Here is a 24,692-nt window from a genome sequence, read left to right as displayed (position 1 = left end):
GAATCTATTCCGGAAGTGGACCGACCATCAGATTTAAGGGATTGAAACGAAAGGCATTTGGAACCGGCGCGCCGCAGCGCTGACACCTGGGCTGACACCGGCATGCCTGAGGAGTTGGGGGCTTCCCTGGCGCGCTTTTCTGTTATCGTGGGTCCATCCAATTGAGCCAGGGGGGACCAATGGGACTGAGAAGCGTGGGGTTGTTGCCGGCACTCGTCGCGCTGTCGCTGCTGGGGGCCTGCGCATCGCCGCCGCACCGGACGCTTTCTCTCCACGCGCCGCAATATGCGACGCTGCCCAATGGCACCGAGCCGCTCAATCCCGGCAAGCTGTCGAGCCTCTATACGTCGGTGGCGTCGGTGCCCGGCGACAACGTCATTCGCTATCTGGAGCGCAAGCGCGGGCACGCGCTCAACATGCTCTCGCTTTCCGGCGGCGGGCAGAATGGTGCCTTTGGCGCCGGCTTTCTGAAAGGCTGGCGCCAGCATGGCGATCGTCCGCAATTCGATCTTGTGGGCGGGGTCAGCACGGGCGCGCTGCTGGCGACCCATGCCTTTCTCGGCACGCCGGAAGACGATGCGACGCTGGAGAAGATGTACACCCAGGTCACCGATGCCGACATCTATACCGATCGCGGCCTGTTGAGCCTACTGTCGGCGGATTCCTTGAAGGACACGGGGCCCTTGCGCGCGATGATCGCCAAATACATCACGGCGGACACATTGAAGCGCGTGGCCGCCGCCTATGATGACAACCGCTTGCTGGTCGTCGGCACGACCAATATCGATTATGGGCAGACCTGGGTCTGGAACATGACGATGATCGCGAAGGCGGGCGAGTTGGAGCTTTACCGCGACGTCTTGCTGGCGTCCGCCTCGTTCCCCATCGTGTTCCCGCCGGTCGAGATCGATGGCCACCTGTTCGTCGATGGTGCCGCGCGCTCGAACCTGGTCATTCCGGGGATGGGCGGGCAGGCGCGACCCAACCCGCCGCTCCACGGCGCGGGCAATCTCTATCTCATCGACAACGGCAAGATCACGACGCCGCCCCAGGCGCTGATCCGCGCGCTGGGCGAGATTGCCGCCACGACGATCAGCGTGATGATGGAGCAGTCCATGCAGACGGCGCTGATGCGGTCCTTCTTCGGCACCCGGGTGCTGGGCTACAAATTCAACATGGTCGGCATTCCGGACAATGTCGATGTCGGCAACGACGTGCTGGCCTTCAATCAAACGCAGATGCGCGCGGCCTTCGCCGCCGGAGAAGCGCTGGGGATGCAAGAGAAGCCCTGGCAGGCAACGCCGACCAATTCGGGCGATTTGCCGTCCTGGGTCTTCAAGGAAATGGTGGCGCCGCCAGCAAGCGCGCCGGCGCCATAGATACGGGTGCCGCGCCCGGCTGAGCACCTTCGCCAGGGGGATGCCGGGCGCCCGGCCAGCAGCCATGGGACTTGGCAATTGCCCGGCTGGGCCGTTTTGACTAGGCTGTGGTCCATCAAAAAAGAGCCTGAGCGGACAGATCAATGGCGCAGCAGATGATTGACAGCGTGATGGCGGCCCCGGCCGTGGCGGGGACGGGGGCGGATTGGAATCTGCCAGCCGTCATCGACGCAGCACCCTTGCGCGAGGAGCCCTTCGACCATATCCGGCTCGATCACATTTTCCCCGCCGATTTCTACCGCGACCTGCTGGCCAATCTGCCAGCGCCCGGGCAGTATCACCCGCTGTTCCACCGCGACGCCATGACCGCCGATGGCAGCAGCACGCGGATGCGGATGTACCTTTACCCTGAATTGTTGTGGCGCCTGCCGCGCGCACAGCGGCTGATCTGGGCCAAGATATCCGCCGCGCTGATGTCGAAGGAATTGGAGCTGGCCTTCAAGCGCAAGTTCCGCGCCGCCCTTGAGGATCGGTTCCAGATGCGGGCCGAGGATGTTCCGCTTTATCCCATTCCGATCCTGGTGCGAGACCTCCCCGGTTATCACATCCGCATCCATTCCGATGCGCTCAGCAAGGCGATCACGGTCCAGTTCTATATCCCCAGCGACAATTCGCAATCGCATCTCGGCACCGTCTTTCACAGCACGCGGGCACAGGATGGCAGCGACCGCCCGACCGCGATGCAGTTCCTGCCGGCCAGCGGCTATGCCTTTGCCGTGCGCAAGAAGGAAAGCTGGCATTCGGCGCCAAAGACCACGGATGCCGATGGCGAGCGCCGCTCGATCATGTTGACCTATTACGTCGACAAGGAACACGCGCTGAAGCGGCGCTGGCAGCGCTTGAAGATCTTCTTCGGCCAGTATCCGAAGATCTGACCGGCCTCAGGGTGCCGGTGGCGGGCCGTCCGGGCGCGTGAGCAGGAAGGCCGCAACGGCGATCAGAACCGCCCCTTGAGTCGCCAGCAGCCAGAGCGGCAGCGCCAAGGCAAGGCTGAACAGGAAAGCGATGCCCATCAGGACCAGCGCCATGCGCTTGGCGCGGCGATCGACGCTGCCATGGCGCCGCCAGTTCTCGATCATCGGTCCGAAGGTGCGATGGGTGAGAATCCAGGCTTCCAGCCGCGGCGAGGAGCGCGCGAAACAGAAGGCCGCCAGCAGGATGAAGGGTGTGGTCGGCAGCAGCGGCAGAACAATGCCGGCGATGCCGGCGCCGGTGGAAAGAAGGCCGAGGGCCGCCCAGATGGCTCGTGTCATGTGCAATGCGGCCGCTGGCGATGATCGATCCGCCCGTTATAGCAGGCGGATCGGCATCCGCACCAGATTGGCCTTGCAGCCTGTGTGTCATCATATGGGCACGGATGCATGGAGGCTCTGCAATCTTGTGGCTTGCCTGGTGCCGGGTGATATGGCGGCATCCAAGCAACGCAATGCCGGATGGAGTCTTAGTTTTATGACCGACCTCTCACAATTTCCCATCACCCGGCGCTGGCCCGCCCAGCATCCGGACCGGCTGCAGCTTTATTCGCTGCCGACACCCAATGGCGTCAAAGTCTCCATCACGCTGGAGGAGATCGGCCTGCCCTATGAGCCGCATCTGGTCGACATCACCAAGAATGAGAGCTGGCTGCCGGAATTTCTGTCGCTCAATCCCAACGGCAAGATCCCCGCGATCATCGATCCCAACGGGCCGGGTGGCCGGCCGCTGGGACTCTTCGAATCCGGTGCCATCCTGCAATACCTGGCGGAAAAGACCGGCAAGCTCCTCTCGGCCGATCCGATTGAGCGCATGGCCACCATCCAATGGGTCTATTTCCAGATGGCATCGGTGGGGCCGATGTTCGGCCAGGTCGGGTTCTTCCATAAATTTGCCGGCAAGGATTTCGAGGACAAGCGGCCGCTCGAACGCTATGTCGCGGAATCGAAGCGATTGCTCGGCGTGCTCGAAGACCGGCTCAAGGACCGGCCCTGGATGATGGGCGCCGACTATACCATCGCCGACATTGCCCATCTGGGCTGGGTCCGCAATCTGGTCGGCTTCTATGGCGCCGGCGATCTGGTTGAATATGGCAAGCTGAAGCACGTGCCGGCCTGGCTCGAGAAATGCCTGGCGCGACCGGCCGTTCAGCGCGGGCTCAACATCCCCGCGCGTCCCGCGTAAATCCTATTTCAGCGCGGCTTTGATGGCGCGGATGGCCTGCCGTGTGCGGTGCTCGTTCTCGACGAGGGCGAGGCGCACATGGTCGTCGCCATATTCGCCAAAGCCGATGCCGGGGGCGACGGCGACGCCGGCCTTTTCGATGAGCAGCTTGGAGAATTCCAGCGAGCCCAGATCACGGTAGCGTTCCGGGATCGGCGCCCAGGCGAACATCGAGGCGGGCGGGGCCGGGACCGGCCAGCCGGCGGCGTTCAAGCCCTCGATCAGCACGTCGCGGCGACTCTTATAGCGCGCGCGCATCTCGTCGATGCAATCCTGCGGGCCGTTGAGTGCGGCGGTGGCGGCCACCTGGATCGGCGTGAAGGCACCGTAATCGAGATAGGATTTGACGCGCGTCAGCGCGCCGATGAGGCGCTGGTTGCCGGCGCAAAAGCCGATGCGCCAGCCCGGCATCGAATAGGTCTTGGAGAGCGAGCTGAATTCGACCGCCACGTCCTTGGCCCCCGGCACCTCGAGAATCGAGGGCGGCGGCGTGTCGCCGAAATAGACCTCGGCATAGGCGATGTCGGAGATGATGAAGATCTCGTGTTTGCGGCAGAAGGCGACAACCTCGCGGTAGAAGTCGAGATCGGCCACCTCGGCCGTCGGGTTGCTGGGGAAGTTGACGATGACGGCGAGCGGCTTCGGCACCGAATGCCGCACGGCGCGGTCCATCGCTACCAGGAAATCGGGACCGGGATGGAAGGGGATCGAGCGGATCGCGGCCCCGGCGATGATGAAGCCGAAGGCGTGGATGGGATAAGAGGGATTGGGCGCCAGGATCACGTCGCCAGGGCTGGTGATGGCCTGGGCGAGATTGGCAAGGCCTTCCTTCGAACCCAGGGTCACGATCGCCTCGCGCTCCGGGTCGATCTCGACATTGAAGCGGCGGGCGTAATAGGCGGCGAGAGCCTTGCGCAGGCCGGGGATGCCGCGGGAATTGGAATAGCGATGCGCGCGCGGATCGGAGAGCGTCTCGGCGAGCTTGTCGCTGACATGGCGGGGCGGCGGCTGGTCGGGATTGCCCATGCCGAAATCGATGATGTCGCGACCGGCGGCCCGCAAGGCGGCCTTCAACTTGTTCACCTCGGCGAACACGTAAGGCGGCAGGCGCTTGGTGCGGTGGAACTCGGCATCCATCGGTGGTGGCTTTCCCAGGGCATGAATTGATAAGGGCGCGCAGGCTGCCGCGCTGGCCGGCCCCTTGTCAATTGTCCGCAACCCGCCGTGCTTACTTTACGGTCGTGCAGTGTTCAGCTTGGGAGGCCGCTGAGTTCGATCCACACCGGCTGGTGATCCGAAGCGTCGGTCTCGGCATCGATCCAGGCGTTCCTGAGACATCCGGCCATGGGTTCGGGCAGGAAGCAATAATCCAGCCGCTGGTCCCAATAGGCCCCCTGGTCTGGGTTCATGCGATAGGTGATGCCCTTTAATGGATCATTGCCGCTGGCCACCCAGGCATCGACGAAGCCGTGATGGCAGGGGCGTTGCAAGTTCGTGAGGGAACCCGGCACCTGTGTGCCGCGCAGGAGTTGGACGTATTCCGAACTGGTGGGTTCGGCGTTGAAGTCGCCGAGCAGCAGCGCCAGATGCGGCATGGGCGGGGGCGGTGCGGCACTTTCCCAATGCTCGCCATCGCCTTCGGTGCCATTGCGGATCGGCCCTTCATCCGGCGTGTTGCGCAGGAGGGTCATGAGATGGCCGATCTGCAGCATGCGTTCCACCGCGGCCACGTCGCTGAGATGGATGTTGAAGATGCGCAACGGGCCGCGCGGCGTGGCGATGACGGTCTCCAAGGCGCCCGTCACATGGTTGAGCCGGTCGCCGGAATCGAGCTTGGGGAAGATGTGCGTGCGGCTGGCGACGATGGGCCAGCGGCTCACGGTCATCTGGCCGATCTGGCGGCGCCGGTTGATGACCTGGCCCTGGCCGTTGGCGGTACTGGCATCGGTGTCGAACTGGCAGCCATAGACCCAGTAGCGATCGGGGAGCGCTGCGCCGATCAAGGCCGGCTGATCGGCCATGCCGGATCGGCGCCAATGCCGGTCCACTTCCTGCAGGCAGATGATGTCGGCATCGGCCACGGCCCGCAGCGAGCGGGCGAGGTCGTAGCGGCCGTCGGCTCCCAGTGAATACTGCATGTTGAAGCTGACGATGCGCATCAGCGCGGCCCGCTGCGGCTGAAATGGCGCGGGAAGAATAAAGCGAGCTGGCTGGCCGCGATGCGCCGCGCCTCGTCAATGCTGACGGGTGTCGCCGTCCCCGTCAAATCGAGCCACAGCCCGCCCAGCGAGGTGTCGATCAGGCGCGCGATCTCGTAAGGATCATGATCGTCATAGTCGCCTTCGGCAATGATGCGTCGGCACAGCTCGATGGTGAGGTCGAGGAAATGCTTGGTCTGCGCGCCGAAGAGATCGACATAGGCCTTGCGGCCGTTGGTCTCCGCCCAGAAGGTCTTCCAGGCGGCGAGATAGCGCGGCGTAAAGAAGCTCTCAGAGAATTCGGCGCGCACCAGGCTCCACAGCAGATCGGCCGGCCGTTCCCCCACGCCCACCTGGCTCGCATGCAGGGCGCCGAAATACTCGTGGCCCATCGCCTTCAGCACTTCGTTGAGCAGCCTCTCCTTGCTGCGGAAGTGGACGATGATGAGGGCGGTTGAGACATTGGCTGCCTTGGCGACCTCGGCCAGGGTCATGCCGCCATAGCCGCGCGCGGCCAACACATCGATCGTCGCCTCGACCAGATCGTGCCGGCGGTCGAGCGGGTTCTTGCGGGTGCGGGTCTTGGCCGCGGCGCGCTGCGCTTTGCCAGCCGTGTTGCGCTTCCTGCCAGTTTGTCCTGTCGGACGTGCCATGCTCTTCCGTTCCAAGCGCCCAACAGGTGGCCGCGATCTTGATCAATCTAATAAATGAACGTTTAATATAGAATATATGCGGATGGCAATAATGCGCAACAGGGAAGGCATATCAGCCTTCTTGAAATTGTCACCAGATCCGCGTTGACAGTCTTACTAAATTATCAGTTACTAATGGCTAAGATAGTCAACCGATGTGAGGGAGGGTGCTGTGGCGCGATCAAGATCGTTCATCCTGGCGGCCGTGCTGGTGGCATTGGCTGCTTCTCCGGCTCTTGCCGACAAGCTGAAGCTCATTGTCGCGGTCGAGGGCGCCTTCCCGCCCTATAACGAAGTCGGGCCGGATGGCAACCTGCAGGGCTTCGATGTCGATGTCGCGCATGAGATCTGCAAGAAGATCGAGGCCGAGTGCGAGTATGTGAAGCAGGATTGGGACGGCATGATCCCCGGGCTGCTGGCCAAGAAATATGACGTCATCATCTCCTCCATGGGCATCCTGCCCGAGCGGGAAGAGAAGATCGATTTCACCATTCCCTATTACCAGGCGCCCACCGCCCTCGTGGCGCTGAAATCGGCCGGTGCGAAGGTAGGTGCCGACGGTTATCCGGACGGCGAGAGCTTGGCCGGCTTGAAGATCGGTGTGCAGCGGGCAACCGCCTATGAAAGCTGGGCGCGCGAGAAATGGCCCAAGGCCGAAATCGTCGTCTATGACAGCTCGCAGAGTGCCGACCTCGACATCCAGAACGGCCGGCTCGATGCCCGCTTCGACGACTATGTCCTGCTCTCCGATGGCATCATGAAGGGCGAGGGCGCCAATCAATACGAACGCGTCGGCAACATCTATACCGAGGCCGCCATGGGGTCGAAGGGCGAAGGCATTGCCCTGCGCAAGGGCAACGAGCCATTGAAAGACGCCATCAACAAGGCGATCCTCGCCATGCGCGAGGACGGATCCTATAAAGCCATCAACGACAAGTATTTCAGCTTCGATATCTACGGCGAATAGGCCTAGCTTGACGGTGTCGCGCGCCGGACCCGAAGGACGGGGCCGGTGGGCGGCACCGTTCCTTTTGCCCGTGATGCCAGGGATGCGATGACGCTGCCGGCTTTTCTCGACCTAGAGGGATATGGCCACCTCCTGCTGATCGGGGCGTGGATGACCGTGGCCGTCGGGTTCGCCGCGATGATGGTGGCCCTGGCTTTGGGGATTCTGGGAGCGCTCGCCAAGCTCTCACCCCGGCGCTGGCTCAACCGGCCGGCGGCGGCTTATACCGTCATCATTCGCGGCATTCCGCAATTGGTGTTGATGCTGCTGATCTATTACGGCGGCACCACCTTGCTGCAGGAATTGCTGGCCTGGTCCGGCAATGAGGCGCGGGTCGACATCAATGCCTTCGCGGCGGGCACGCTGGTGCTGGGCTTCGTCTATGGTGCCTATGCGACCGAGATTTTCCGCGGCGCGTTCCTCGCGGTGCCCAACGGGCAGATCGAGGCCGGGCTCGCCTTCGGCATGAGCAGGAGCCGCGTGTTCATACGAATTCGCCTGCCGCAAGCCTGGCGCTTTGCGCTGCCGGGCCTGGCCAATCTGTGGCTGAGCCTTCTCAAGGACACCTCGATCACATCGGTCATCGGCCTCACGGATCTGGCGCGCCAGGCCTCGCTCATCATGCCGCCGACGCATAAGCCGTTCACGACCTTCTTTGCGGCGGCTCTCCTTTATCTCCTCATGACCGCTGTCTCGGATCTCGGCCGTGTGTGGCTCGTCCGGCGGGCGGCGCGCGGCGTCAAGGCGATGGCCTGAGGCAAGCCATGGAGAACGGATTCGATTTTGGCATCATCTGGGAAAGCCTGCCCGACCTGCTGCAGGGAACCGTCATCACCATTCAATTGACCGCGCTCAGTGTCCTGGGCGGGATCATCCTCGCCCTGCCGCTTGGGGTATTGCGCGCGTCGCGCCTCCTATGGGCATCGCGGGCGATCTGGTGCTACACCTATTTCTTCCGCGGCACGCCGACGCTCATCCAGCTTTTCCTGATCTATTACGGCCTGGCGGAATTCAAACTGATCCGCAGCTCCGCCCTGTGGCCGTTCTTGCGCGAAGGCTATTGGTGCTGCGTGCTGGCCTTCACGCTCAATACCGCGGCCTATACGATCGAGATCGTGGCCGGGGCTATTCGCAACGTGCCGTCCCATGATGTCGAGGCAGCGAAGGCCGTCGGCATGTCCGGCTTCATGCGCATGCGCCGCATCATCCTGCCGGTCGCCTTTCGCACCATGTTGCCGGCCTATACCAATGAAGTGATCTTCGTGCTGCAGACGACGTCGCTGGCCAGCCTGGTGACGGTCCTGGATCTCACCGGCATCGCGCGCACCGTGATCGCCCGCACCTTCGCTACCTACGAGCTTTTCATCACCATCGCCGTCTTCTACCTGATCCTCACCTATCTGATGCTGTGGGGCTTCAGGAGGATCGAGGCGCGCTGGTACCGCCATCTCGACAAGGCACCGCATATCGACGGGGATGCGGATCTGGCGCTGCGCTAGGTCAAATCAAAGCGGGTGTGCAGGCGCAGACCACGATGGCCGTGGTGCGACCGACATTGCTCAGCCGATAGGGATGCTTGCCGAGCAGCTGGAAACCGCCCCCGGCCTCGATGCGCCGGGTCCTGCCGTCGACTTCCAGTTCGACCGTGCCCTGGACGATGACGGCCGCTGTCTCGCCTTCATGTGTGATGAGCTCGTCGCCGGTGCTGGCGCCAGGGGCATAGCGTTCGAAGAACAATTGCAGCTTCTTGTCCCGCCGTTCACTGCCGAGCACGCTGAGCTGTGCCGCACCCCGCGTGACCGAGGCAAGGTCGTCCTTGTCGTAGAAGAGGACGTTCTCCTGCGTCGTCGGCAGGGCGAAGAAATCCGCCATCGAAATCGGAATGGCGTTGAGGATGCGATGCAACGAGGCCAGTGACGGGGCGTGGCTTTCCTGTTCGATGAGGGAAATGGTGGCGTTGGTGACGCCGGCGCGCTTGGCCAGCTCGCGCTGCGACATACCGGTCAATTCGCGGACCGACCTCAGCCGGGCCCCCACCGCCAGCGCCGATGCCTGACGTTCCGATTTCGACGCACGCAGCAATTTACGCGCCGGTTTCGCCGCTGGCTTCGTGCCGGCACTCTTTTTTGCCAAGACAGAATCTCCAATCAGTTCCGGCTGGCTAACTAGCATGCCGACCGATGAGGCGAAACCTTAAGATTCCGGAATCCGCTTGCGTGATGAATTTATCATGTCATAGTTCAAAAAAAATTAAACACGCTTGCGATCGGCAAAAAGCGACGCAAGACGGGCAGAGGCAAGGGGAGAAGCATGACGTCGCTCGATGATTTTGCACGCCTATCCGGCAAGCTCTACGTGGACGGCGATTGGATCGCGAGCAGCGCCACGACGCAATTCGACGTCGTCGATCCGGCGACCGAGGAGGTGCTGGGGCGCATCGCCGATGCGACCGATGCCGAAGTCGACCAGGCGATCGACCTTGCCAACAAGGCGCGCAAGACCTGGTGGCGACAGGATTCGCGGGCCCGTGCCGTGACGCTGCATGACATCGCCGCCACGATCCGCCGCGACAAGGCGCTTTATGCCGAGGCGTTGACGCGGGAGGAAGGCAAGCCGTTCAAGGAAGCCGTCGATGAGGTGTCGTGGTGCGCCACGGCCATCGACTATTACGCCGAACTGGCGCGGCACGAGACTGGTCGCGTCGCCGGCACGACCGTGCCGGGGCAGTTCCATTTCGCGGTCAAGGAGCCGCTGGGCACGGTGGTCATCATCCTGCCCTTCAACTATCCGCTGGTGTTGTTGTGTTGGGAAGCGGCGGCGGCTCTGGCGGCAGGCAATGCCGTCATCGTCAAGCCACATGAGCAGACCAGCCTGACGACGCTGAAGTTCATGGAACTGTTCCGCACCCTGCCGCCGGGATTGATGCAGGTGGTGACCGGCGGTCCGCGTGTCGGGCAGCGGCTTATCGCCAGCGGCGGCACGCACGCCGTGGCCTATACCGGGTCGGTTGCCGTCGGCCAACATGTGGCGCGTACCTGTGCCGACAGTTTCAAGCCATGCCTCATCGAAGCGTCCGGCAACGACCCGATGATCATCATGCCCTCGGCGCCGCTGGAGATGGCGGCGCGCGGTGCGGCCTTTGCCGCCTATCTCAATTGCGGCCAGGTCTGCACCTCGGCCGAGCGCTTTTATGTGCATGACGAGATTCACGATGCCTTCGTCGAAAGGCTGGCGGCGGAGGCGAAGAAGCTGCGCATCGGCAACGGCCTCGACCAGGTCGATATGGGACCGCTGGCGACACGCCGCCAGCGCGAGCGCTTCGAGGGGTTGATGGCCAATGCGCGCCAGCAGGGTGCCAAGGTGATGGCCGGCGGCGGCCGGCCCGCCGGGCTCAATCGCGGCTGGTTCGTCGAGCCGACCGTGCTGACCGACGTGACGCCGGAGATGGAGATTCTCAACGAAGAGCCGTTCGGGCCGGTGGCGCCGATCTGCCGCGTCAAAAGCTTCGATGAGGCGCTGACGCTTGCCAACCGGTCACGCTATGGCCTGGGCGCCAACCTCTATACGCTCAACATGGATGAAGCCTTCCGCGCGGTGAGCGAGATCGAATCCGGCATTCTGTGGATCAATGCGCCGCTGCTCGACAATGACGCGCTGCCGTTCGGCGGGCGCAAATTGTCAGGCACGGGCCGGCAGCTGGGGCCGGAAGGCCTCAACCAGTTCCAGAACACGAAATTCGTCATGATCGATCCGCAGGCGAGCAACCAGGATTTCTGGTGGTTCCCCTATGCGAAGGAGGAGGCGTTCAAGCGCCCCTGACAGCCGACGCGCCGGGCGGCGACCGCGCGCCGCTGTCCGGTCAACCAGGTCTTGAGAAGGGACCGGCGCGCGACAACGGGGAGGGGTTTCATGGCACAAGCTGAGATTCCGGCTGAATTGGAGCGGCGCATCCGTGCGCTCGAAACTGCCGAGGGCCAGGGCGAGGATTTCGACGCCACGAGCTGGCTGTGGTTGGCCATCCTGGGCATCGTGCTGCCCGTCATCGCCTTGATCTGGGGGTGGGTAGCATGACCGACACGTCGCTCCCCCACAACACGATCGAGATCGAGGCCGACAAGAGCGCCTGGCCGCTCTTGAAGCACGAGCGCAATTGGGGCCCGTGGCAGCTGGGCATTTCGCTGGCGACCGCGGCGGCCGCAACGTGGTGCTACATCATCGGCGAATATACCGGCTATTACCTGGGCTTCGGTCAGGGCTTCGCGGCCCTCTTCGCCGGCTCGATGATCGGCATGCTGATCGTGGCGCTGGCAGCCGTGCCGATCTGCATCCGCTTCGGGGTCGATTCCATCGCCTCCTGTAAGCCGCAATTCGGCTCGGCCGGCTGGATCATACCGGCGGCACTCCAGCAGATATCCATTGTGGGGTGGAATTCCCTGCTGCTGATCTTCTTTGCCAAATCGACGACGCAGCTGTTGATCGCGCTGGGCGTCATTCCCGATGCCGACACGGTCTGGCTGGTGCCGGGGACGATCTTCCTCGCCTGTGCGCTGGTCTTCCTGTTCCTGCTGAAAGGGTCGGGCGGTCTCGACCGCATCGCCAAGATCCTGGTCGCCCATGTCTTCGTCGGCTTCTGGATGCTCTATATCCTGGTCACACAACGCTGGGACGATATCGAAGCCGCCAAGCCAGCCTATGCCGCCCCCGACGCGCTGTGGAACTATACGACCGGTGTGGAGATCGGCATCGTCTCGCTGCTCTCGTGGTGGCCCTATATCGGGGCCATGGTGCGCATGGCACCGAAGGGACGGACGGCGGCCGTACCGGTGATGATCGGTATGGGTGCGCCCGTGCCGATCCTGTCACTGATCGGCATCGCCGGCATCCTGGTGCTCCAGGTCTCCGACCCGGCGGAATGGATGCGCACGATCGGTGGCCCGGTCTATGGCATCATCGCGCTGCTTTTCGTTGCCGCCGCCAATCTCGGCACAGCGGTGGCGGGTGTCTATGCCTCGGCCATCGGGCTGCGGCATTTTCCGGGCCTCGACCGGGTGTCCTGGCCCAAGCTGCTGCTGATCACCATCGCGCCGGTTGTGCTGGTGGGGCTTTTCATCCCGGAACTGTTCTTTGCCAATTTCGGGTCATTCCTGGCCTTTATCGGCATGGCTTTCGCACCGCTCTGCGGCATCCAAATCGCGGATTATTTCTTCCTCCGCCATCGCCGCATCGATATCCGGGCCATGTTTGTCGGCGGGCCTGGTACATCCTATCGCTTCTGGAGCGGGTTCAACCCGGCGGCCCTGTTGGCGATGGCGGGTGGGTGCGGAACCTATCTCTATCTCCTTAACCCGCTCACCTATGTGAGCCATGCGCCCTATGACTATACGACAGCGACGTTGCCGACGCTGTTTGTCTCCGGCCTCATCCACATCATCGTGACACGGGTTGTGGTGCAGCCGGCCGGCAAGGGCGGCTATTGAACGATGGCAGGGCAGGAGCGCTGATCCGCTCCTGTCCACTTGCCATCACCGGTGCGGCGATTAGGATGCTGCCCGCATGACTGACACATCTCCCTCTCGCCGCCGTGCCCGCGACCTTGGCATCGCCCCCGGACAAGCGCCGACCGGGCCGTTCAACGCCATCACCGATGTGCCGGGCGTTCTTGTCGGCCATGTGACGCTCATCGACGGGGAACGTACGCGCACGGGTGCGACGGCCATCCGGCCCCATGGCGGCAATCTCTATCAAGACAAGGTGCCGGCGGGCCTTGCCGTCATGAACGGCTATGGCAAGCTGGCCGGTGCGACGCAGGTGATGGAACTGGGCGAGATCGAAACGCCGATCATCCTTACCAACACGCTGGGTGTCGGCCGCGCTGTCGAGGGTGTCAATCGCTGGACGCTGGCCTTGCCGGGCAATGAACGTGTCACGTCGGTGAATGCCGTGGTCGGCGAGACCAATGACGGCCGGATCAACGACATTCGCGCCGGCCTGCCCACGAGCGAGCAGGTGATCGCGGCGATCGAGGCCGCTGCGGCCGGGCCGGTGGCGGAAGGCTGTGTCGGCGCCGGCACCGGAACGGTCGCCTTCGGCTATAAGGGGGGCATCGGCACGTCGTCTCGTGTCGTTGGCGACTATTGCCTTGGCGTCTTGGTGCAGTCGAATTACGGCGGCACCTTGCGTATCGACGGCCGCACATGGCGGGGCGAGGCAGCGGAGCCCGATGGTTCGATCATGATTGTGCTGGCAACGAACGCGCCGCTTTCCGATCGCAACCTGCGGCGGCTGGCGGAACGCTGCTTTGGCGGTCTGGCGCGGACCGGCGCCGCGCTCAGCAACGGGTCCGGCGACTACGCGCTGGCTTTCTCGACCGCGCCTGAGGTGCGGCGTTCGCCGGAGCGGCGGCGCGGCCTTGTCAGCATCAGCGAATTGCCGAACGACAAGGTCTCGCCACTCTTCGAAGCCGCCATCGAGGCAACCGAGGAGGCGATCCTCAATTCGCTTTTCATGGCCACGACCATGACCGGCTTCGACGTGGCACGGCAACGGGTGGTGAGCGTGCCGGCGCTGCCCCTCGACAGGTTCTAGCTCAGAAAGCGGAACCGTTCGGCCGCCAGCAGGTCGCGGGCGTCCTGCGGGGGCACACCCACATCGCGCAGCATATGCGCCGACAGGCGGTCGATATCCACCGCCTGGGTATCGTGCGCCCGCCGCAAAACGCGCGCAAAGCGGCTCCAGAGAGAAGTATTCCAGGGCTTTCTGGCCAACGCAAACATCGCCATCTCCATCAATTGGACAAGGTCATTTACCTCGCATGCCGATAATTTGGCCTGGACATCTTGCGAAAACCAACTAATCCTCTCGGGTAATGCATAAGGCTATTTTATGGATAAGGCATGTCCAAGCTGCCTCCCCTGACGGCTATCCGCGCCTTTGAGGCTGCTGCCCGCCTTGGCAGCTTCACCCAGGCGGGGGCGGAACTCGGCCTCACCCAGGCCGCGATCTCCTATCAGGTGAAGCAGCTGGAGGATCGGGTGGGGGCGCCGCTGTTCCTGCGCCAGGCGCGCAAGGTGGTGCTGTCCGAAGCCGGCAAGCGCCTGGCGCCGGCCGTCGCTGAAGCCTTCCAGCGCCTGACGCTCGCCTTCGATGCGCTGAAGAGCAGTGACGAGAATGTGCTGTCGCTGACGGCCGTCAGCACGTTCTGCTCCAATTGGCTGGTGCCGCGCCTGGGCACGTTCCAGATGGCGCATCCCGACATCGCCGTGCGCCTCGACATGTCGACGCGCTGGGTGGATTTCGCGCGCGAGGAGTTTGACCTTGGCATCCGCAGCGGCCGCGGCGACTGGCCGGGCCTTGCCACGCACCGCCTGCTGCCGCTGGAACTGACGGTCTTCGCCAGCCCGGAATTTCTGGCGCGCGTCGGTCCCATCAGCGACCCGGCCGATCTGCTGCGCTTGCCGCTGCTCGATTGGACCGACAATGCCTGGCGGCTGTGGTTCAGGACGGCGGGCATCCCTGATCCTCAACCCAGCAGCGGCCCCAACATCATGGCGCCGACGCAACAGATCCTCGGCAACGCGGCGATGGCGGGGCAGGGTGTCGCCCTGCTGACACCAGCCTTCTTCCGTGGCGAGATTGCCGCCGGGCGGCTGGTGCAGGTGCTGCCCGTCGTCGCGCGCGAGCCGGTCGATTACTGGCTGGTCTATCCGCAGGAGCGGCGCAACCAACGCAAGATCCGCGCCTTCCGGGATTGGCTGCTGGAACAGGTGCGGGCCGAGGGCATCGCACCCCAAAGCTAGCCAGCCGCCCGGCGCGGCAAGGCGGCGGTGCGACGGTTGCCCCTAGATGCCCGTCAGGCGGCGAAAGGCGCGCCAGGTCTTCATCGGGTGCTTGAGCTTGCGCAAGGTACGCGTGACCGGGAGATGGGCCTGCGTGTCCTCAAGTTCGAGGCCCACGCGCAGGATGCGGCCGTCCCGCGCCTCGCGCACCACCAGTTCGATCTCGCCAAGCTTCAGGCGGTCGCCGGCCACGACATGGTCGCCGAGGCGATCATGGAGGAAGCCGCCAAGGGTGAGTTCCTTCGCCACCGTGCCGATGGGCAGGCCGTAGATGAGGGCAAGGTCACTGGCCGGCGTCTCGGCGCCGAAGACGAATTCGCCAAAGCCCGCGGGTGCCGCCGGCTCGTCCGCTTCGTGATAGGCGAAATAGGGATGGAGGCTGGCGATCTCGGCCGGCGGCGCGATGGCGATGACGTAATCGTCGGGCAGCGGCCGCGTTTCGCGAAAGAGCGTGATGGGGGCTGAATTGCGGATCACGCTGATGATTTCGGCCTGCGGCGGCAGGTCCATTTCGCCGTAATCGTAATTGAGGATGCGCGCACCTTCCTGCACGCGATAACCGGCGAGTTCCCGGCTGGCGCCATGGCCGAGGCTGATGTCGAGGTCCTGACCATGCGGTGCGGCATGGGGCACTTCAAGACCGAGGAAGCGCGCCGCGCGTCCCACCGTCCAGCCCTGCACCATGAGGGAGGTCAGCACCGCCACGAAGGCGACATTGAAATAGACCTGGGCATGGGGGACCTGTGCGAGGATCGGGATCGAGGCAAGGAAGATCGGCACCGCGCCGCGCAGGCCCACCCAGGCGACGAAGCCGCGCTCGTGCCAGGTGAAGCGAAAGGGCAGCAGGCACAGGAGCACCGCCCCGGGCCTGGCAATGAGGATCAACCCGACGGCAAGCACCAGCGCCGCGGCGAGGTCGGCCAGCAGAGCCGATGGCGTCACCAGCAGGCCCAGCATCAGGAACATCGCAATCTGCGCCAGCCAGGCGAGGCCGTCGAGGAAGCGTGTGATCACTTGCTGTGCCCGGTAGGGCGTCTGAGCCAGCATCACCCCCGCCACATAGACGGCGAGGAAGCCGCTGGCATGCACCGCATTGGTGCCGCCGAAAATGAGCAAGGCGCCGGCGGTCACCAGCACCGGATAGAGGCCCGCCGAAAGGGTGAGGCGCTGCAGCAGCCATCTAAGGCCGAAGCCGCCGACGGCACCGATGAGGCCGCCGCCCACCAGTTCGAGCCCGAAGCTGCCGAGCACATACCAGCCGGAAACCGCCGTACCCGCCTGGAGGACATGGACGGCCATCAAGGTGAGGAACACGGCCATCGGATCGTTCATGCCGGATTCCAGTTCCAGCGTGCCGCCGACGCGGGCATTGACCGCCACACCCTGCCCGTGCAGCAGCATGAAGACGGCCGCGGCGTCGGTGGAAGCGAGGATGGCGCCCATGAGGATGCCTTCCAGCGGCCGCATGCCCATCACCAGCACGGCCATGCCGGCCATGCACAGCGCCGTCAGCAGGACGCCAACGGTGGCCAGTGTCAATGATGGCCAGAACACCAGCCGCACGACGTCGCGCGGCGTGCGCAGCCCACCCTCGAACAGGATGATGGCGAGCGCGATGGAGCCCACGGCAAAGGTGGTCTCGTAGCTTTCGAACTGGATGCCGAGCAGTCCTTCCTCGCCCGCCAGCATGCCGAGTACCAGGAAGACCAGCAGCAAAGGGGCGCCGAGGCGCGAGGAGATCTGGCCGAGCAGGATGCTGATCATGGCCAGCAGGGCGCCGAGAAAGATGAGCTGATTGATGAGCGTCAAGCTGTGCGGCCTTCCATTCCTGCCAGCAAGGACTGAAATCCCTGCTTCAGCCATCCGATAAAGATGTCTTCCTACAATATGCAGGTTGAGCGCTGCATCGCAAAGGGCCGGCTGGCCGTTATTGGCGAATTCTCAACTTTTTTCATGCGACCCTGACCGGATGCAACATGTGCGTGCAGGGCAGCAATGATTGTTTTGCGATGGCGATTTGGCTCGATGCTGTTGGCGGCGTGCCTGGCGCTAGCGGCCGCGCCGGCAGCCGAGGCCGACCCGCCGCTTCGGATCGTCTTTGCCGATAATCTGGCACCGCTGTCGTTTGAAGAAGATGGCCGGCCGAGCGGCCTCTTCGTAGATCTTGTGCGCGAGGCAATCGGCAAGCGCCTTGGCAAGCCGGTCGAGACGCTGACCTTTCCGTGGGCGCGCGCGCAGCAGATGGTGATGCATGGTGAAGCCGACGGGTTCGTGAGCGTGGCGACAAAGGCGCGTCTTGATTTCACGGCCTGCGGGAGCGTTCCCGCTCTCCACGTGCCGCTGCAGTCGATCATCCGCAAGGACGATCCGCGTCGGCCGATCTTCGAAGCCGCGCGCAGCCTCGAGGCCCTGAAGTCCTATAAGGTGATAAGCTATCGGGGCAATGGCTGGGCCAAGCAATATCTGGCCGGCTTCGACGTCTTCTATGCGTCGGATTTCGATTCGTCCCTGCGCGGTCTCGCCCGGGGGCGCGGCGACCTGTCGGTCATTACCATGGCCTCCCGAAACTATTTCCTGCACTTGCCGGAATTCGCGCAGAACCTGACCACGTTGCCGGTCGCCGTCGGCGATCTGCACTATTATCTGTGCATCGCCGACACATCGCCCTACCAGCCGTTGCTGCCGGTATTCGACCGCGCGGTCAAATCATTGCGCAGTGATGGCACCTACCGGAAGATCCTGGCCAAGTACGGCCTCGATACGAAGGACTTCCACTAGCCGCGCGTTACCAGCGTGCCGATGCCTTGGGGCGTGAAGATTTCCAGCAGCATCGAATGCGGCACGCGCCCATCGAGGATGACGGCGGCTTCGACGCCGCTCTCGACCGCGGTGAGGCAGGTTTCGAGCTTCGGGATCATGCCGCCCGAAATGGTGCCGTCGGCGGCAAGTGCGCGCACTTCGCCGGCGGTCAGCTGCTGCACCAGCTGGCCCGATTTATCGAGCACGCCCGGCACGTCGGTCAGCATGAGGAGGCGCGAGGCGCCGATGGCGGCGGCGATGGCGCCGGCGGCGGTATCGGCATTGATGTTGTAGGTCTGGCCGTCCGGCCCGAAACCGACCGGCGCGATGACGGGAATGACGCCCGCCTGTTCCAGCGAACGGATGATGCTGGGATTGACCTTGTCCGGCTCACCGACCAGGCCGAGATCGACCCGCTCGCCATCCTTGGTCATTTCCGTCTTCTTGGCATGGAGCAGATTGTCGTCCTTGCCGGAAATGCCAACGGCCTTGCCGCCGGCCGCATTGATCGCCGCCACGATCGACTTGTTGATCGAACCGGAGAGCACCATCTCGACCACTTCCATGGCCGCGGCGTCGGTGACGCGCAGGCCGTCAATGAAGCGGGACTGGATGTTGAGGCGCTTCAGCATCTCGCCGATCTGCGGGCCGCCGCCATGGACGACCACGGGGAGGATGCCGACCTGGCGCAGCAAGGCGATGTCGCGGGCGAAGATGTCGGAGAGTTCCTTGTCCACCATGGCATGGCCGCCATACTTAATGACAAAGCGCTTGCCGGCATATTTCTGCATATAGGGCAGGGCGTCGGTCAGGGTCCGCGCCGTCTTCAACCAGTATTTGGTGTCGGTAATGCTCATCGTGCGCCCATCGCTGCAGAGGGTGGAGGGAAGCTGAAATTCAACGTCTACCGGCGCGCAAAGTGCGGTCGGGGGGCTGCAAAATCAAGAGGGAATTCAGGGAGGCTGGCGAGCGGGCCCATTGTATCCAATCCGTCAGGGCAGCTGGGCCATGGCTCCAAAACCAAGCCTAGAATAGCGGGTCGACGAATCGCTTGATCGGTTCCGGCAGCAGATCCTGCGGGTGGTCACCGCCGAAGGTACCCCATTTGCTGCTGGCGCTGCTGACGGTCGATGATACCACCTTCCCGGTCTGGGCGTCGTAAACAGCCATTTTCAACGTGATCTTGTCCGGTATGCCCGACCATTCGGTCGCCCGTTCCTCCCAGTTGAGGATCGTGGCGAGGAAGACATGCGAGAGGCCGCGCTGCTGTGCCTGCTTCAAGGCAGCGGTCAGATCTTCCGCCGGCGTCGTTCCGATCACGACCTTGTCGACATGGACCTGTAGCGTCGACGAGATGACCTGCGCGGTCGCAGCGCCGGATTGCGGGTAGGTCGTCCCGCTATACTGACCGTCGGCCGGCAGGGCCACGTAGAATGTCGATTGCTTGCCGAGGCGGCTTACTGGGGCTTCGTAGCTGTCGAGCCGGTACTTGCTGACGCAGCCGGTCAACGAAATGACCAAAAGAAGTATTGCGACACACTTGGACAAGAATCACCTGGCAATAGGACGTATGAGACAACGACCTCTTTACTAGCTGATTCGCGCGCGTGTTGGCAGGGACCGAAGTGGTCGTGCGGCTGACAGGAAATTCGTGGGTGGTCCGCCTGCGCGGACCATGACGGCAAATGGTGTGGTCTACCCCTGCGCGGCCAGCGTCGCCAGGGTGTCGCGGACCTCGGTCAGGCCGACACCTGCCTCGGCGCTGGTGACGAGAATTTCCGGGTGGGCCGCGGGGCGGCGCTTGATCTGGTCCAGGAACTTCTGCCGGTTGGCCTCGAGTTCCTTGGGCTTCACCGTGTCGGCCTTGGTCATCACGACTTGATAAGACAGCGCGAAGCGGTCGAGGAGGTCCATCAGATGGATGTCGCTGTCCTTATAGCCGTGGCGGCTGTCGATCAGGAGCATGACGCGCCTGAGATTGGCGCGGCCGCGGACATAGCCTTCGATCAGCTGCGACCATTCGGCGACCTTGGATTTGCCGACCTTGGCGTAGCCGTGGCCCGGCATGTCGACCAGCACCAACGTGCCATGGAGATCGAAGAAGTTGAGCTGCTGGGTACGCCCCGGATTCTGCGAGACGCGGGCCAGCGTCTTGCGGCCCGTGAGCGCGTTGACCAAGCTCGACTTACCGACATTCGAGCGGCCGGCAAAGGCAATCTCGATCGGCCCCATGGGCGGCAGCTGTTCCAGCTTCATGGCGCCGGCCACGAACTGGCACTCGCGCTGGAACAGCGCGTCGCCCGGGGTCCGTTCTCCTGCCTTGCGTTCTCCGCTCACGGTGTCGTCAGGCTTTCTTGGGCTGCTTGGGCGCCGGCTTCGTGCCGTGCCGGTACATGATGTATTTCTGCTGCGCGATGGAAAGGGTGTTGTTCCACGCCCAGTAGATGACGAGACCCGCCGGCATCGAGCCCAGCATGAAGGTGAAGACGAACGGCATCACGGCGAACATCTTGGCCTGCACGGGATCCGGCGGCGTCGGGTTGAGGCGCATCTGGGCCCACATGGTGAAGCCCATGATCAGCGGCCAGACGCCGATGGACAGCAGATGGATGATGGCACCCACGATCGGCATCGTCATGTAGAGATGCGGATCCCACGGGATGAGGCCGAAGAGATTTAGGACCGAGGTCGGGTCCGGCATGGAAAGATCGTGGATCCAGCCGAAGAACGGCGCCTGGCGCATGTCGATGGTGACGTAGAGCACCTTATAGAGCGCGTAGAAGACCGGGATCTGCACGACGATCGGCAGGCAGCCGGCAGCCGGATTGACCTTCTCCTTCTTGTAGAGGGCCATCATCTCCTGCTGGAAGCGGCCCTTGTCCTCGCCGTACTGCTCCTTCAAGGCGGCCATCTGCGGCTGCAGGGCCTTCATCTTGTTCATGGAGGCGTAAGACTTGTTGGCGAGCGGGAACATGACCGCCTTGACGCAGACGGTGAGGACCAGGATGGCGATGCCCATGTTGCCGATATAGCGCACGATCCAATCGAGGAAGGCATGGAGCGGCTTGGTCAGGAAGAAGAACCAGCCGAAATCGACCGCGCGCTCGAACATCGGGATGTTGAGGTTGTCGCGATAGTTCTCCAGCACCTTCACTTCCTTGGCGCCGGCAAAAACCTGGTGGGTGAAGGTGGCGGAAGCGCCGGCCGCGACGTCACGCGCATCGGCGACGTAATCGGCCTGGTAGGAATCGAATTTCGGATCGTAGAGGTAATGCGCCGTCAGCTTGGCGTCGGCCGGAGCCACCTGCGCCACCAGCCAATACTTGTCGGAAATGCCGACCCAGCCGCCGGTGCTGGTGAAGTCCATCGACTTCGGCGCATTGGCTTCGGCATCTTCGTAGTGGCTCTTGACCGAATGGTACTTCTCTTCATTCAGCGTGCCGTCGAACACACCCATGGGGCCTTCATGCAGCACGTAGGTCTGGCTGGGCGAGGGCGGCAGGCCGAAACGCGCGACGCGCGAATAGGGCGACAGCGAAACCGAGGCGCCGCTGTTGTTGGCGACCGAATCCTCGACCTTGAACATGTAATCGTTGTCGATCGAGATCTTGCGCGTGAAGACGAGGCCGGCGCCATTGTCCCAGGTGAGGGTCAGCGGCGATTGCGGCGTCAACTGGCTGCCAGCTGCCGTCCACAGGGTCGCGGCATTCGGGACAGCGGTGCCGGCGGCGGCCCACCAGCCGGTCTCGGCAATGTAGCCGTGCAGCGAATTGGAGGGGGTGAGCAGCACCACGTTCGGGCTGTCCGGTGCCACCGTCTCGCGATAGTTCTTCAGCACCAGATCGTCGATGCGGCCGCCCTTGAGGGCCACCGAGCCCTTCAGCTTGGGCGCGTCGATGGCGATGCGCTGGCTTTGGGCCAGGGCTTCGTCGCGCGGCAATTGCTGGGCGGTGCCGATATTGCCGGGCGTCGCCGCAGCGGGGGCCGCAGCACCGGTTGTCGCCGTGCTGTTCGTGCTACCCGTCACGGCCGGGTTGGCGGCCTGGGTTGCTGCCTGCTCGGCCAGCTGGGCTTCATGCGCGGCGCGCAGTTTTTCCTGGCGGGGCATTTCGTAGAAGAACTGCCAGCCGAAGATGATCGCTGCCGAGAGGGCGATGGCGACGATCATGTTCTTCTTATCGGTCTGCGGCGTCATGGCGGCGATCGAATCCCGGTATGAGTTTAGTGGTGTGTGCTGGCAGCCGGATGGCTGCAGCCATGGTCGTGTTCGTGCGGTACCGGGTCGTAGCCGCTGCCGCCCCAGGGGTGGCAGCGCATCAGGCGCCGGAAGGTGAGGGCGAGGCCTTTAATGAGGCCGTGCCGCTCGATGGCTTCGATGCCGTAGGCCGAGCAGGTCGGCTGGTAGCGGCAGTGAAAGCCGAAGAAGCTTGAAAGCGTCAGTTGATAGAAGCGGATCGGCAGGATGCCGAGTTTCCGCGTCAGTTTTTGGAGCGAGAACATGCTCACGACGCCGCCCCGGTTACACCCAGCTTTTTGAGGCCGCGGCGGAAATCCTCGAGGAGCGCCCGATAGTCACGTGCGACCGTGGCGGGGCGTGCGATCAGTACCAAGTCGGTGCCCTTGGCGGCGATGGCTGCATCGCGCAGCACCTCGGCCGCGGCAGCCTTGAGACGCCGCCGCGCGCGGTTGCGCAAAACGGCATTGCCGACCTTGCGGCTGGCGGTGAAGCCAAGCCGTATGTCGGCGCTGGTGGGGTCGGAATCGACTTTACGCGCCTGCAGGACCAGGCCTGGCGCCACCCATTTGCGGTTTGCAGCGGCGGCGGCCAAGAATTCGGCACGCCGTTTCAGGCGGCCGATGCGGGTCATCGTACGAGGCGTGAGCTTTGACGAGCGGCTGGGAACAAGTGTCCAGCGCCGGTTAGGCGCTGAGACGCTTGCGGCCCTTGGCCCGACGCGCCGAGACGACCTTCTGGCCACCGACAGTCGCCATGCGCGAACGGAAGCCATGGCGGCGCTTACGGACCAGCTTGCTCGGCTGATAAGTACGTTTCACGGTAAATCTCCAAGAATTCAATCAGTTGCGGTTTGGCGCGGCTATATAAAGAAAGCCCCGGCCAGAGTCAATCGGATGGGCCGCTTGGGGCGGCCGCAAGGGGCTGCTTATAGGGTATTGTTCCGCTGCCGTATACCGCTGAAAACGCTGTTTGCGAGGGATTTTTTAATCGAGCGGGGCGTCATTGTAGAGATGAATGATCGACTGGCTCGATTAATTAGGGGCATGCAAGGAACCGGCGATTGTTCTAGGGTCCGGCCCACCCAAAATCATGCCCGACGCCCTCGTGACACCACGCATCGCCATCATCTTCAATCCTATCGCCGGGCGTCGGCGGCGTCTGACGCTGGAAGACGTCTGCGACCGTTTGACTGCGCGCGGCTGGGCGATCGACCTGCGGCCGACCGGTGCCCGTGGCGATGCCGAGCGTATGGCCCGGGAAATTGCTGATCTGCCAAAGGAATCGCGCCCCGATTTACTGGCCGTGGCCGGCGGCGACGGCACGATCGGCGAGGCGATCAACGGCCTCAGCACGGCCGCAGCCGGATTGCCGGTCGCCATCATCCCGATGGGCACAGCCAATGTGCTGGCGGCCGAAATCGGCCTTGCCGTCAATCCGGAGGCGATTGCCGCGGCGATCGATGCCCGCCAATCGCAGGCCATCTATATAGGGCGCACCAATGGCCGGGCCTTCACCCTGATGGCCGGGGTGGGGGTGGATGCGCATGTGGTAGCCGATCTCGATGTTGCGCTGAAACGCCGGATCGGCAAGGGCGCCTATGTCTGGGGTGCTTTCAAGCAATTGTTTCGTTTCGGTTTTCCGATATATCGGGTCAGCATCGACAATCAGCCCCCGATCGAGGCGGCTTCGATCATCGTCGCCAAGGGGCGCTTTTACGGCGGCCGCCATGTCGTGGCACCGAAAGCGCGGCTCGCCGATCCCAGCTTCCAGATCTGCCTGTTCGAGCGAAAAGGCGTCTTTCACATGCTGCGCTATGCCTTGGCCCTGGGGCTCGGGCGGCTGCCGAAAGCCTTCGGTTACAGCATCTTGGAAGGGCGCGAGGTGACCATCACCGGCCCCGAGGGCGATCCGGTCCAGGGTGACGGCGATATCCTGGGCCATCTCCCGGCCCGAATCACCGTCGCCCCGGTGCCGGTGCAATTGGTCATGCCGATCAGGCGGTAAAGGCGGAGAGACTGGCCGGATTGTCGAAGTCGATCAACGGCGGCAGGCCGGCGGCCTGGGCGTTGCTGCTGATCTTGATGGCGGTCACGACCAAGGCGGCGACGATCAACAGCGCGACCAGGACGGCGCCGAGGCCGACCGTGTGCTGGCGCGGCGAAATCTCCTTCAGAACGAAATCGGACATGTTCAAAGCCCTCCTCGGGGCGGTTTCGGGTTGACGATTTGGATGTAGTCGCCGAGGATCGTTTTGAAAAATGGGTAGTTCAAAAGTAACGCTTTCGGAAAA

The 24,692-nt window shown here is 63.5% G+C and carries 28 protein-coding genes; 13 read left to right on the top strand and 15 right to left on the bottom strand.

Features of this window, described 5'->3' with window-relative positions; all coding sequences use genetic code 11:
- Nucleotides 1-179 precede the first annotated feature (179 nt).
- The gene (locus tag SMD31_RS03160; protein WP_320499271.1) at nt 180-1,379 is read left to right on the top strand and encodes a patatin-like phospholipase family protein; all 1,200 of its coding nucleotides are present in this window, start codon (nt 180-182) and stop codon (nt 1,377-1,379) included.
- A gap of 143 nt (nt 1,380-1,522) precedes the next feature.
- Nucleotides 1,523-2,314 carry a hypothetical protein gene (locus SMD31_RS03155; protein WP_320499270.1) on the top strand — a complete coding sequence of 264 codons (792 nt, stop codon included), beginning with the start codon at nt 1,523-1,525 and terminating at the stop codon, nt 2,312-2,314.
- Between the two features lie 6 nt (nt 2,315-2,320).
- Here SMD31_RS03155 and SMD31_RS03150 read toward each other — a convergent pair whose 3' ends face one another.
- The gene (locus SMD31_RS03150; RefSeq protein ID WP_320499269.1) at nt 2,321-2,692 is read right to left on the bottom strand and encodes a YbaN family protein; all 372 of its coding nucleotides are present in this window, start codon (nt 2,690-2,692) and stop codon (nt 2,321-2,323) included.
- A gap of 196 nt (nt 2,693-2,888) precedes the next feature.
- Between SMD31_RS03150 and SMD31_RS03145 the strand changes: the two genes are divergently transcribed.
- A complete protein-coding gene (locus tag SMD31_RS03145) occupies nt 2,889-3,596 on the top strand; it encodes a glutathione S-transferase N-terminal domain-containing protein (protein ID WP_320499268.1) in 708 nt (235 codons plus the stop codon).
- Between the two features lie 3 nt (nt 3,597-3,599).
- Here the strand turns inward: SMD31_RS03145 and SMD31_RS03140 are convergent, their stop codons facing one another.
- From SMD31_RS03140 to SMD31_RS03130, 3 genes are all read right to left on the bottom strand, one after another.
- Nucleotides 3,600-4,772, bottom strand: a complete 1,173-nt coding sequence (locus SMD31_RS03140; protein WP_320499267.1) for an LL-diaminopimelate aminotransferase — start codon at nt 4,770-4,772, stop codon at nt 3,600-3,602.
- A gap of 113 nt (nt 4,773-4,885) precedes the next feature.
- Nucleotides 4,886-5,794 (bottom strand): endonuclease/exonuclease/phosphatase family protein, encoded by a 909-nt coding sequence (locus tag SMD31_RS03135; protein ID WP_320499266.1) that lies wholly within the window; start codon nt 5,792-5,794, stop codon nt 4,886-4,888.
- The gene (locus SMD31_RS03130; RefSeq protein WP_320499265.1) at nt 5,794-6,486 is read right to left on the bottom strand and encodes a TetR family transcriptional regulator; all 693 of its coding nucleotides are present in this window, start codon (nt 6,484-6,486) and stop codon (nt 5,794-5,796) included. The genes SMD31_RS03135 and SMD31_RS03130 overlap by 1 nt, the downstream gene beginning before the upstream one ends.
- Nucleotides 6,487-6,697: 211 nt before the next feature.
- On the opposite strand from SMD31_RS03130, the gene SMD31_RS03125 reads away from it, so the two are divergent.
- From SMD31_RS03125 to SMD31_RS03115, 3 genes are all read left to right on the top strand, one after another.
- Nucleotides 6,698-7,492: a transporter substrate-binding domain-containing protein gene (locus SMD31_RS03125; RefSeq protein WP_320499264.1), complete on the top strand. Its 795-nt coding sequence runs from the start codon at nt 6,698-6,700 to the stop codon at nt 7,490-7,492.
- An 87-nt stretch (nt 7,493-7,579) separates the two neighbouring features.
- A complete protein-coding gene (locus SMD31_RS03120; protein WP_320499263.1) occupies nt 7,580-8,287 on the top strand; it encodes an ABC transporter permease in 708 nt (235 codons plus the stop codon).
- Between the two features lie 8 nt (nt 8,288-8,295).
- Entirely contained in the window at nt 8,296-9,030 is a 735-nt protein-coding gene (locus tag SMD31_RS03115; RefSeq protein ID WP_320499262.1) for an ABC transporter permease, read from the top strand.
- A 1-nt stretch (nt 9,031) separates the two neighbouring features.
- Here the strand turns inward: SMD31_RS03115 and SMD31_RS03110 are convergent, their stop codons facing one another.
- Nucleotides 9,032-9,664: a helix-turn-helix domain-containing protein gene (locus SMD31_RS03110; protein ID WP_320499261.1), complete on the bottom strand. Its 633-nt coding sequence runs from the start codon at nt 9,662-9,664 to the stop codon at nt 9,032-9,034.
- A 177-nt stretch (nt 9,665-9,841) separates the two neighbouring features.
- Here SMD31_RS03110 and SMD31_RS03105 point away from each other — a divergent pair, with 177 nt between their 5' ends.
- From SMD31_RS03105 to SMD31_RS03090, 4 genes are all read left to right on the top strand, one after another.
- Complete coding sequence (locus SMD31_RS03105; RefSeq protein ID WP_320499260.1) at nt 9,842-11,350, top strand: aldehyde dehydrogenase family protein; 1,509 nt, start codon at nt 9,842-9,844, stop codon at nt 11,348-11,350.
- A gap of 90 nt (nt 11,351-11,440) precedes the next feature.
- Nucleotides 11,441-11,602, top strand: coding sequence for a hypothetical protein (locus SMD31_RS03100; RefSeq protein ID WP_320499259.1), 162 nt, complete (start codon nt 11,441-11,443; stop codon nt 11,600-11,602).
- On the top strand, nt 11,599-13,008 hold the full coding sequence (locus SMD31_RS03095; protein WP_320499258.1) for a purine-cytosine permease family protein: 1,410 nt from the start codon (nt 11,599-11,601) through the stop codon (nt 13,006-13,008). Before SMD31_RS03100 ends, SMD31_RS03095 begins: the two co-directional genes overlap by 4 nt.
- A gap of 76 nt (nt 13,009-13,084) precedes the next feature.
- Nucleotides 13,085-14,116 carry a P1 family peptidase gene (locus SMD31_RS03090; RefSeq protein ID WP_320499257.1) on the top strand — a complete coding sequence of 344 codons (1,032 nt, stop codon included), beginning with the start codon at nt 13,085-13,087 and terminating at the stop codon, nt 14,114-14,116.
- On the opposite strand, the gene SMD31_RS03085 is transcribed toward SMD31_RS03090, so the two are convergent.
- Nucleotides 14,113-14,304, bottom strand: coding sequence for a hypothetical protein (locus SMD31_RS03085; RefSeq protein WP_320499256.1), 192 nt, complete (start codon nt 14,302-14,304; stop codon nt 14,113-14,115). The genes SMD31_RS03090 and SMD31_RS03085 overlap by 4 nt on opposite strands.
- Nucleotides 14,305-14,424: 120 nt before the next feature.
- On the opposite strand from SMD31_RS03085, the gene gcvA reads away from it, so the two are divergent.
- The gene (gene gcvA / locus SMD31_RS03080; protein ID WP_320499255.1) at nt 14,425-15,327 is read left to right on the top strand and encodes a transcriptional regulator GcvA; all 903 of its coding nucleotides are present in this window, start codon (nt 14,425-14,427) and stop codon (nt 15,325-15,327) included.
- A 42-nt stretch (nt 15,328-15,369) separates the two neighbouring features.
- Here the strand turns inward: gcvA and SMD31_RS03075 are convergent, their stop codons facing one another.
- Nucleotides 15,370-17,175 (bottom strand): potassium/proton antiporter, encoded by a 1,806-nt coding sequence (locus tag SMD31_RS03075; RefSeq protein ID WP_320499254.1) that lies wholly within the window; start codon nt 17,173-17,175, stop codon nt 15,370-15,372.
- A gap of 216 nt (nt 17,176-17,391) precedes the next feature.
- On the opposite strand from SMD31_RS03075, the gene SMD31_RS03070 reads away from it, so the two are divergent.
- Nucleotides 17,392-18,144: a substrate-binding periplasmic protein gene (locus SMD31_RS03070; RefSeq protein WP_320499253.1), complete on the top strand. Its 753-nt coding sequence runs from the start codon at nt 17,392-17,394 to the stop codon at nt 18,142-18,144.
- On the opposite strand, the gene argB is transcribed toward SMD31_RS03070, so the two are convergent.
- From argB to rpmH, 7 genes are all read right to left on the bottom strand, one after another.
- A complete protein-coding gene (gene argB / locus SMD31_RS03065; protein ID WP_320499251.1) occupies nt 18,141-19,022 on the bottom strand; it encodes an acetylglutamate kinase in 882 nt (293 codons plus the stop codon). The two genes, SMD31_RS03070 and argB, sit on opposite strands and share 4 nt — an antisense overlap.
- Nucleotides 19,023-19,191: 169 nt before the next feature.
- Nucleotides 19,192-19,686: a DUF4823 domain-containing protein gene (locus tag SMD31_RS03060; RefSeq protein WP_320499249.1), complete on the bottom strand. Its 495-nt coding sequence runs from the start codon at nt 19,684-19,686 to the stop codon at nt 19,192-19,194.
- A 174-nt stretch (nt 19,687-19,860) separates the two neighbouring features.
- Complete coding sequence (gene yihA / locus SMD31_RS03055) at nt 19,861-20,502, bottom strand: ribosome biogenesis GTP-binding protein YihA/YsxC (protein ID WP_320499247.1); 642 nt, start codon at nt 20,500-20,502, stop codon at nt 19,861-19,863.
- Nucleotides 20,503-20,509: 7 nt separating this feature from the next.
- Nucleotides 20,510-22,360, bottom strand: a complete 1,851-nt coding sequence (yidC, locus tag SMD31_RS03050; RefSeq protein ID WP_320499245.1) for a membrane protein insertase YidC — start codon at nt 22,358-22,360, stop codon at nt 20,510-20,512.
- 26 nt (nt 22,361-22,386) lie between these two features.
- A complete protein-coding gene (gene yidD, locus SMD31_RS03045; RefSeq protein ID WP_320499244.1) occupies nt 22,387-22,665 on the bottom strand; it encodes a membrane protein insertion efficiency factor YidD in 279 nt (92 codons plus the stop codon).
- Nucleotides 22,666-22,667: 2 nt separating this feature from the next.
- Complete coding sequence (gene rnpA / locus SMD31_RS03040; RefSeq protein WP_320499243.1) at nt 22,668-23,033, bottom strand: ribonuclease P protein component; 366 nt, start codon at nt 23,031-23,033, stop codon at nt 22,668-22,670.
- Nucleotides 23,034-23,085: 52 nt separating this feature from the next.
- Nucleotides 23,086-23,220, bottom strand: a complete 135-nt coding sequence (gene rpmH, locus SMD31_RS03035; RefSeq protein ID WP_320499242.1) for a 50S ribosomal protein L34 — start codon at nt 23,218-23,220, stop codon at nt 23,086-23,088.
- Between the two features lie 271 nt (nt 23,221-23,491).
- On the opposite strand from rpmH, the gene SMD31_RS03030 reads away from it, so the two are divergent.
- Nucleotides 23,492-24,406, top strand: coding sequence for a diacylglycerol/lipid kinase family protein (locus SMD31_RS03030; RefSeq protein ID WP_320499241.1), 915 nt, complete (start codon nt 23,492-23,494; stop codon nt 24,404-24,406).
- Here the strand turns inward: SMD31_RS03030 and SMD31_RS03025 are convergent.
- Nucleotides 24,396-24,590, bottom strand: coding sequence for a hypothetical protein (locus SMD31_RS03025; RefSeq protein ID WP_320499240.1), 195 nt, complete (start codon nt 24,588-24,590; stop codon nt 24,396-24,398). The genes SMD31_RS03030 and SMD31_RS03025 overlap by 11 nt on opposite strands.
- Nucleotides 24,591-24,692: the final 102 nt, after the last annotated feature.

The sequence above is a fragment of the Dongia rigui genome, from assembly GCF_034044635.1.
In the GTDB taxonomy this organism is placed as follows: domain Bacteria; phylum Pseudomonadota; class Alphaproteobacteria; order Dongiales; family Dongiaceae; genus Dongia; species Dongia rigui.
This window is presented reverse-complemented; position numbering and strand designations above follow the sequence as displayed.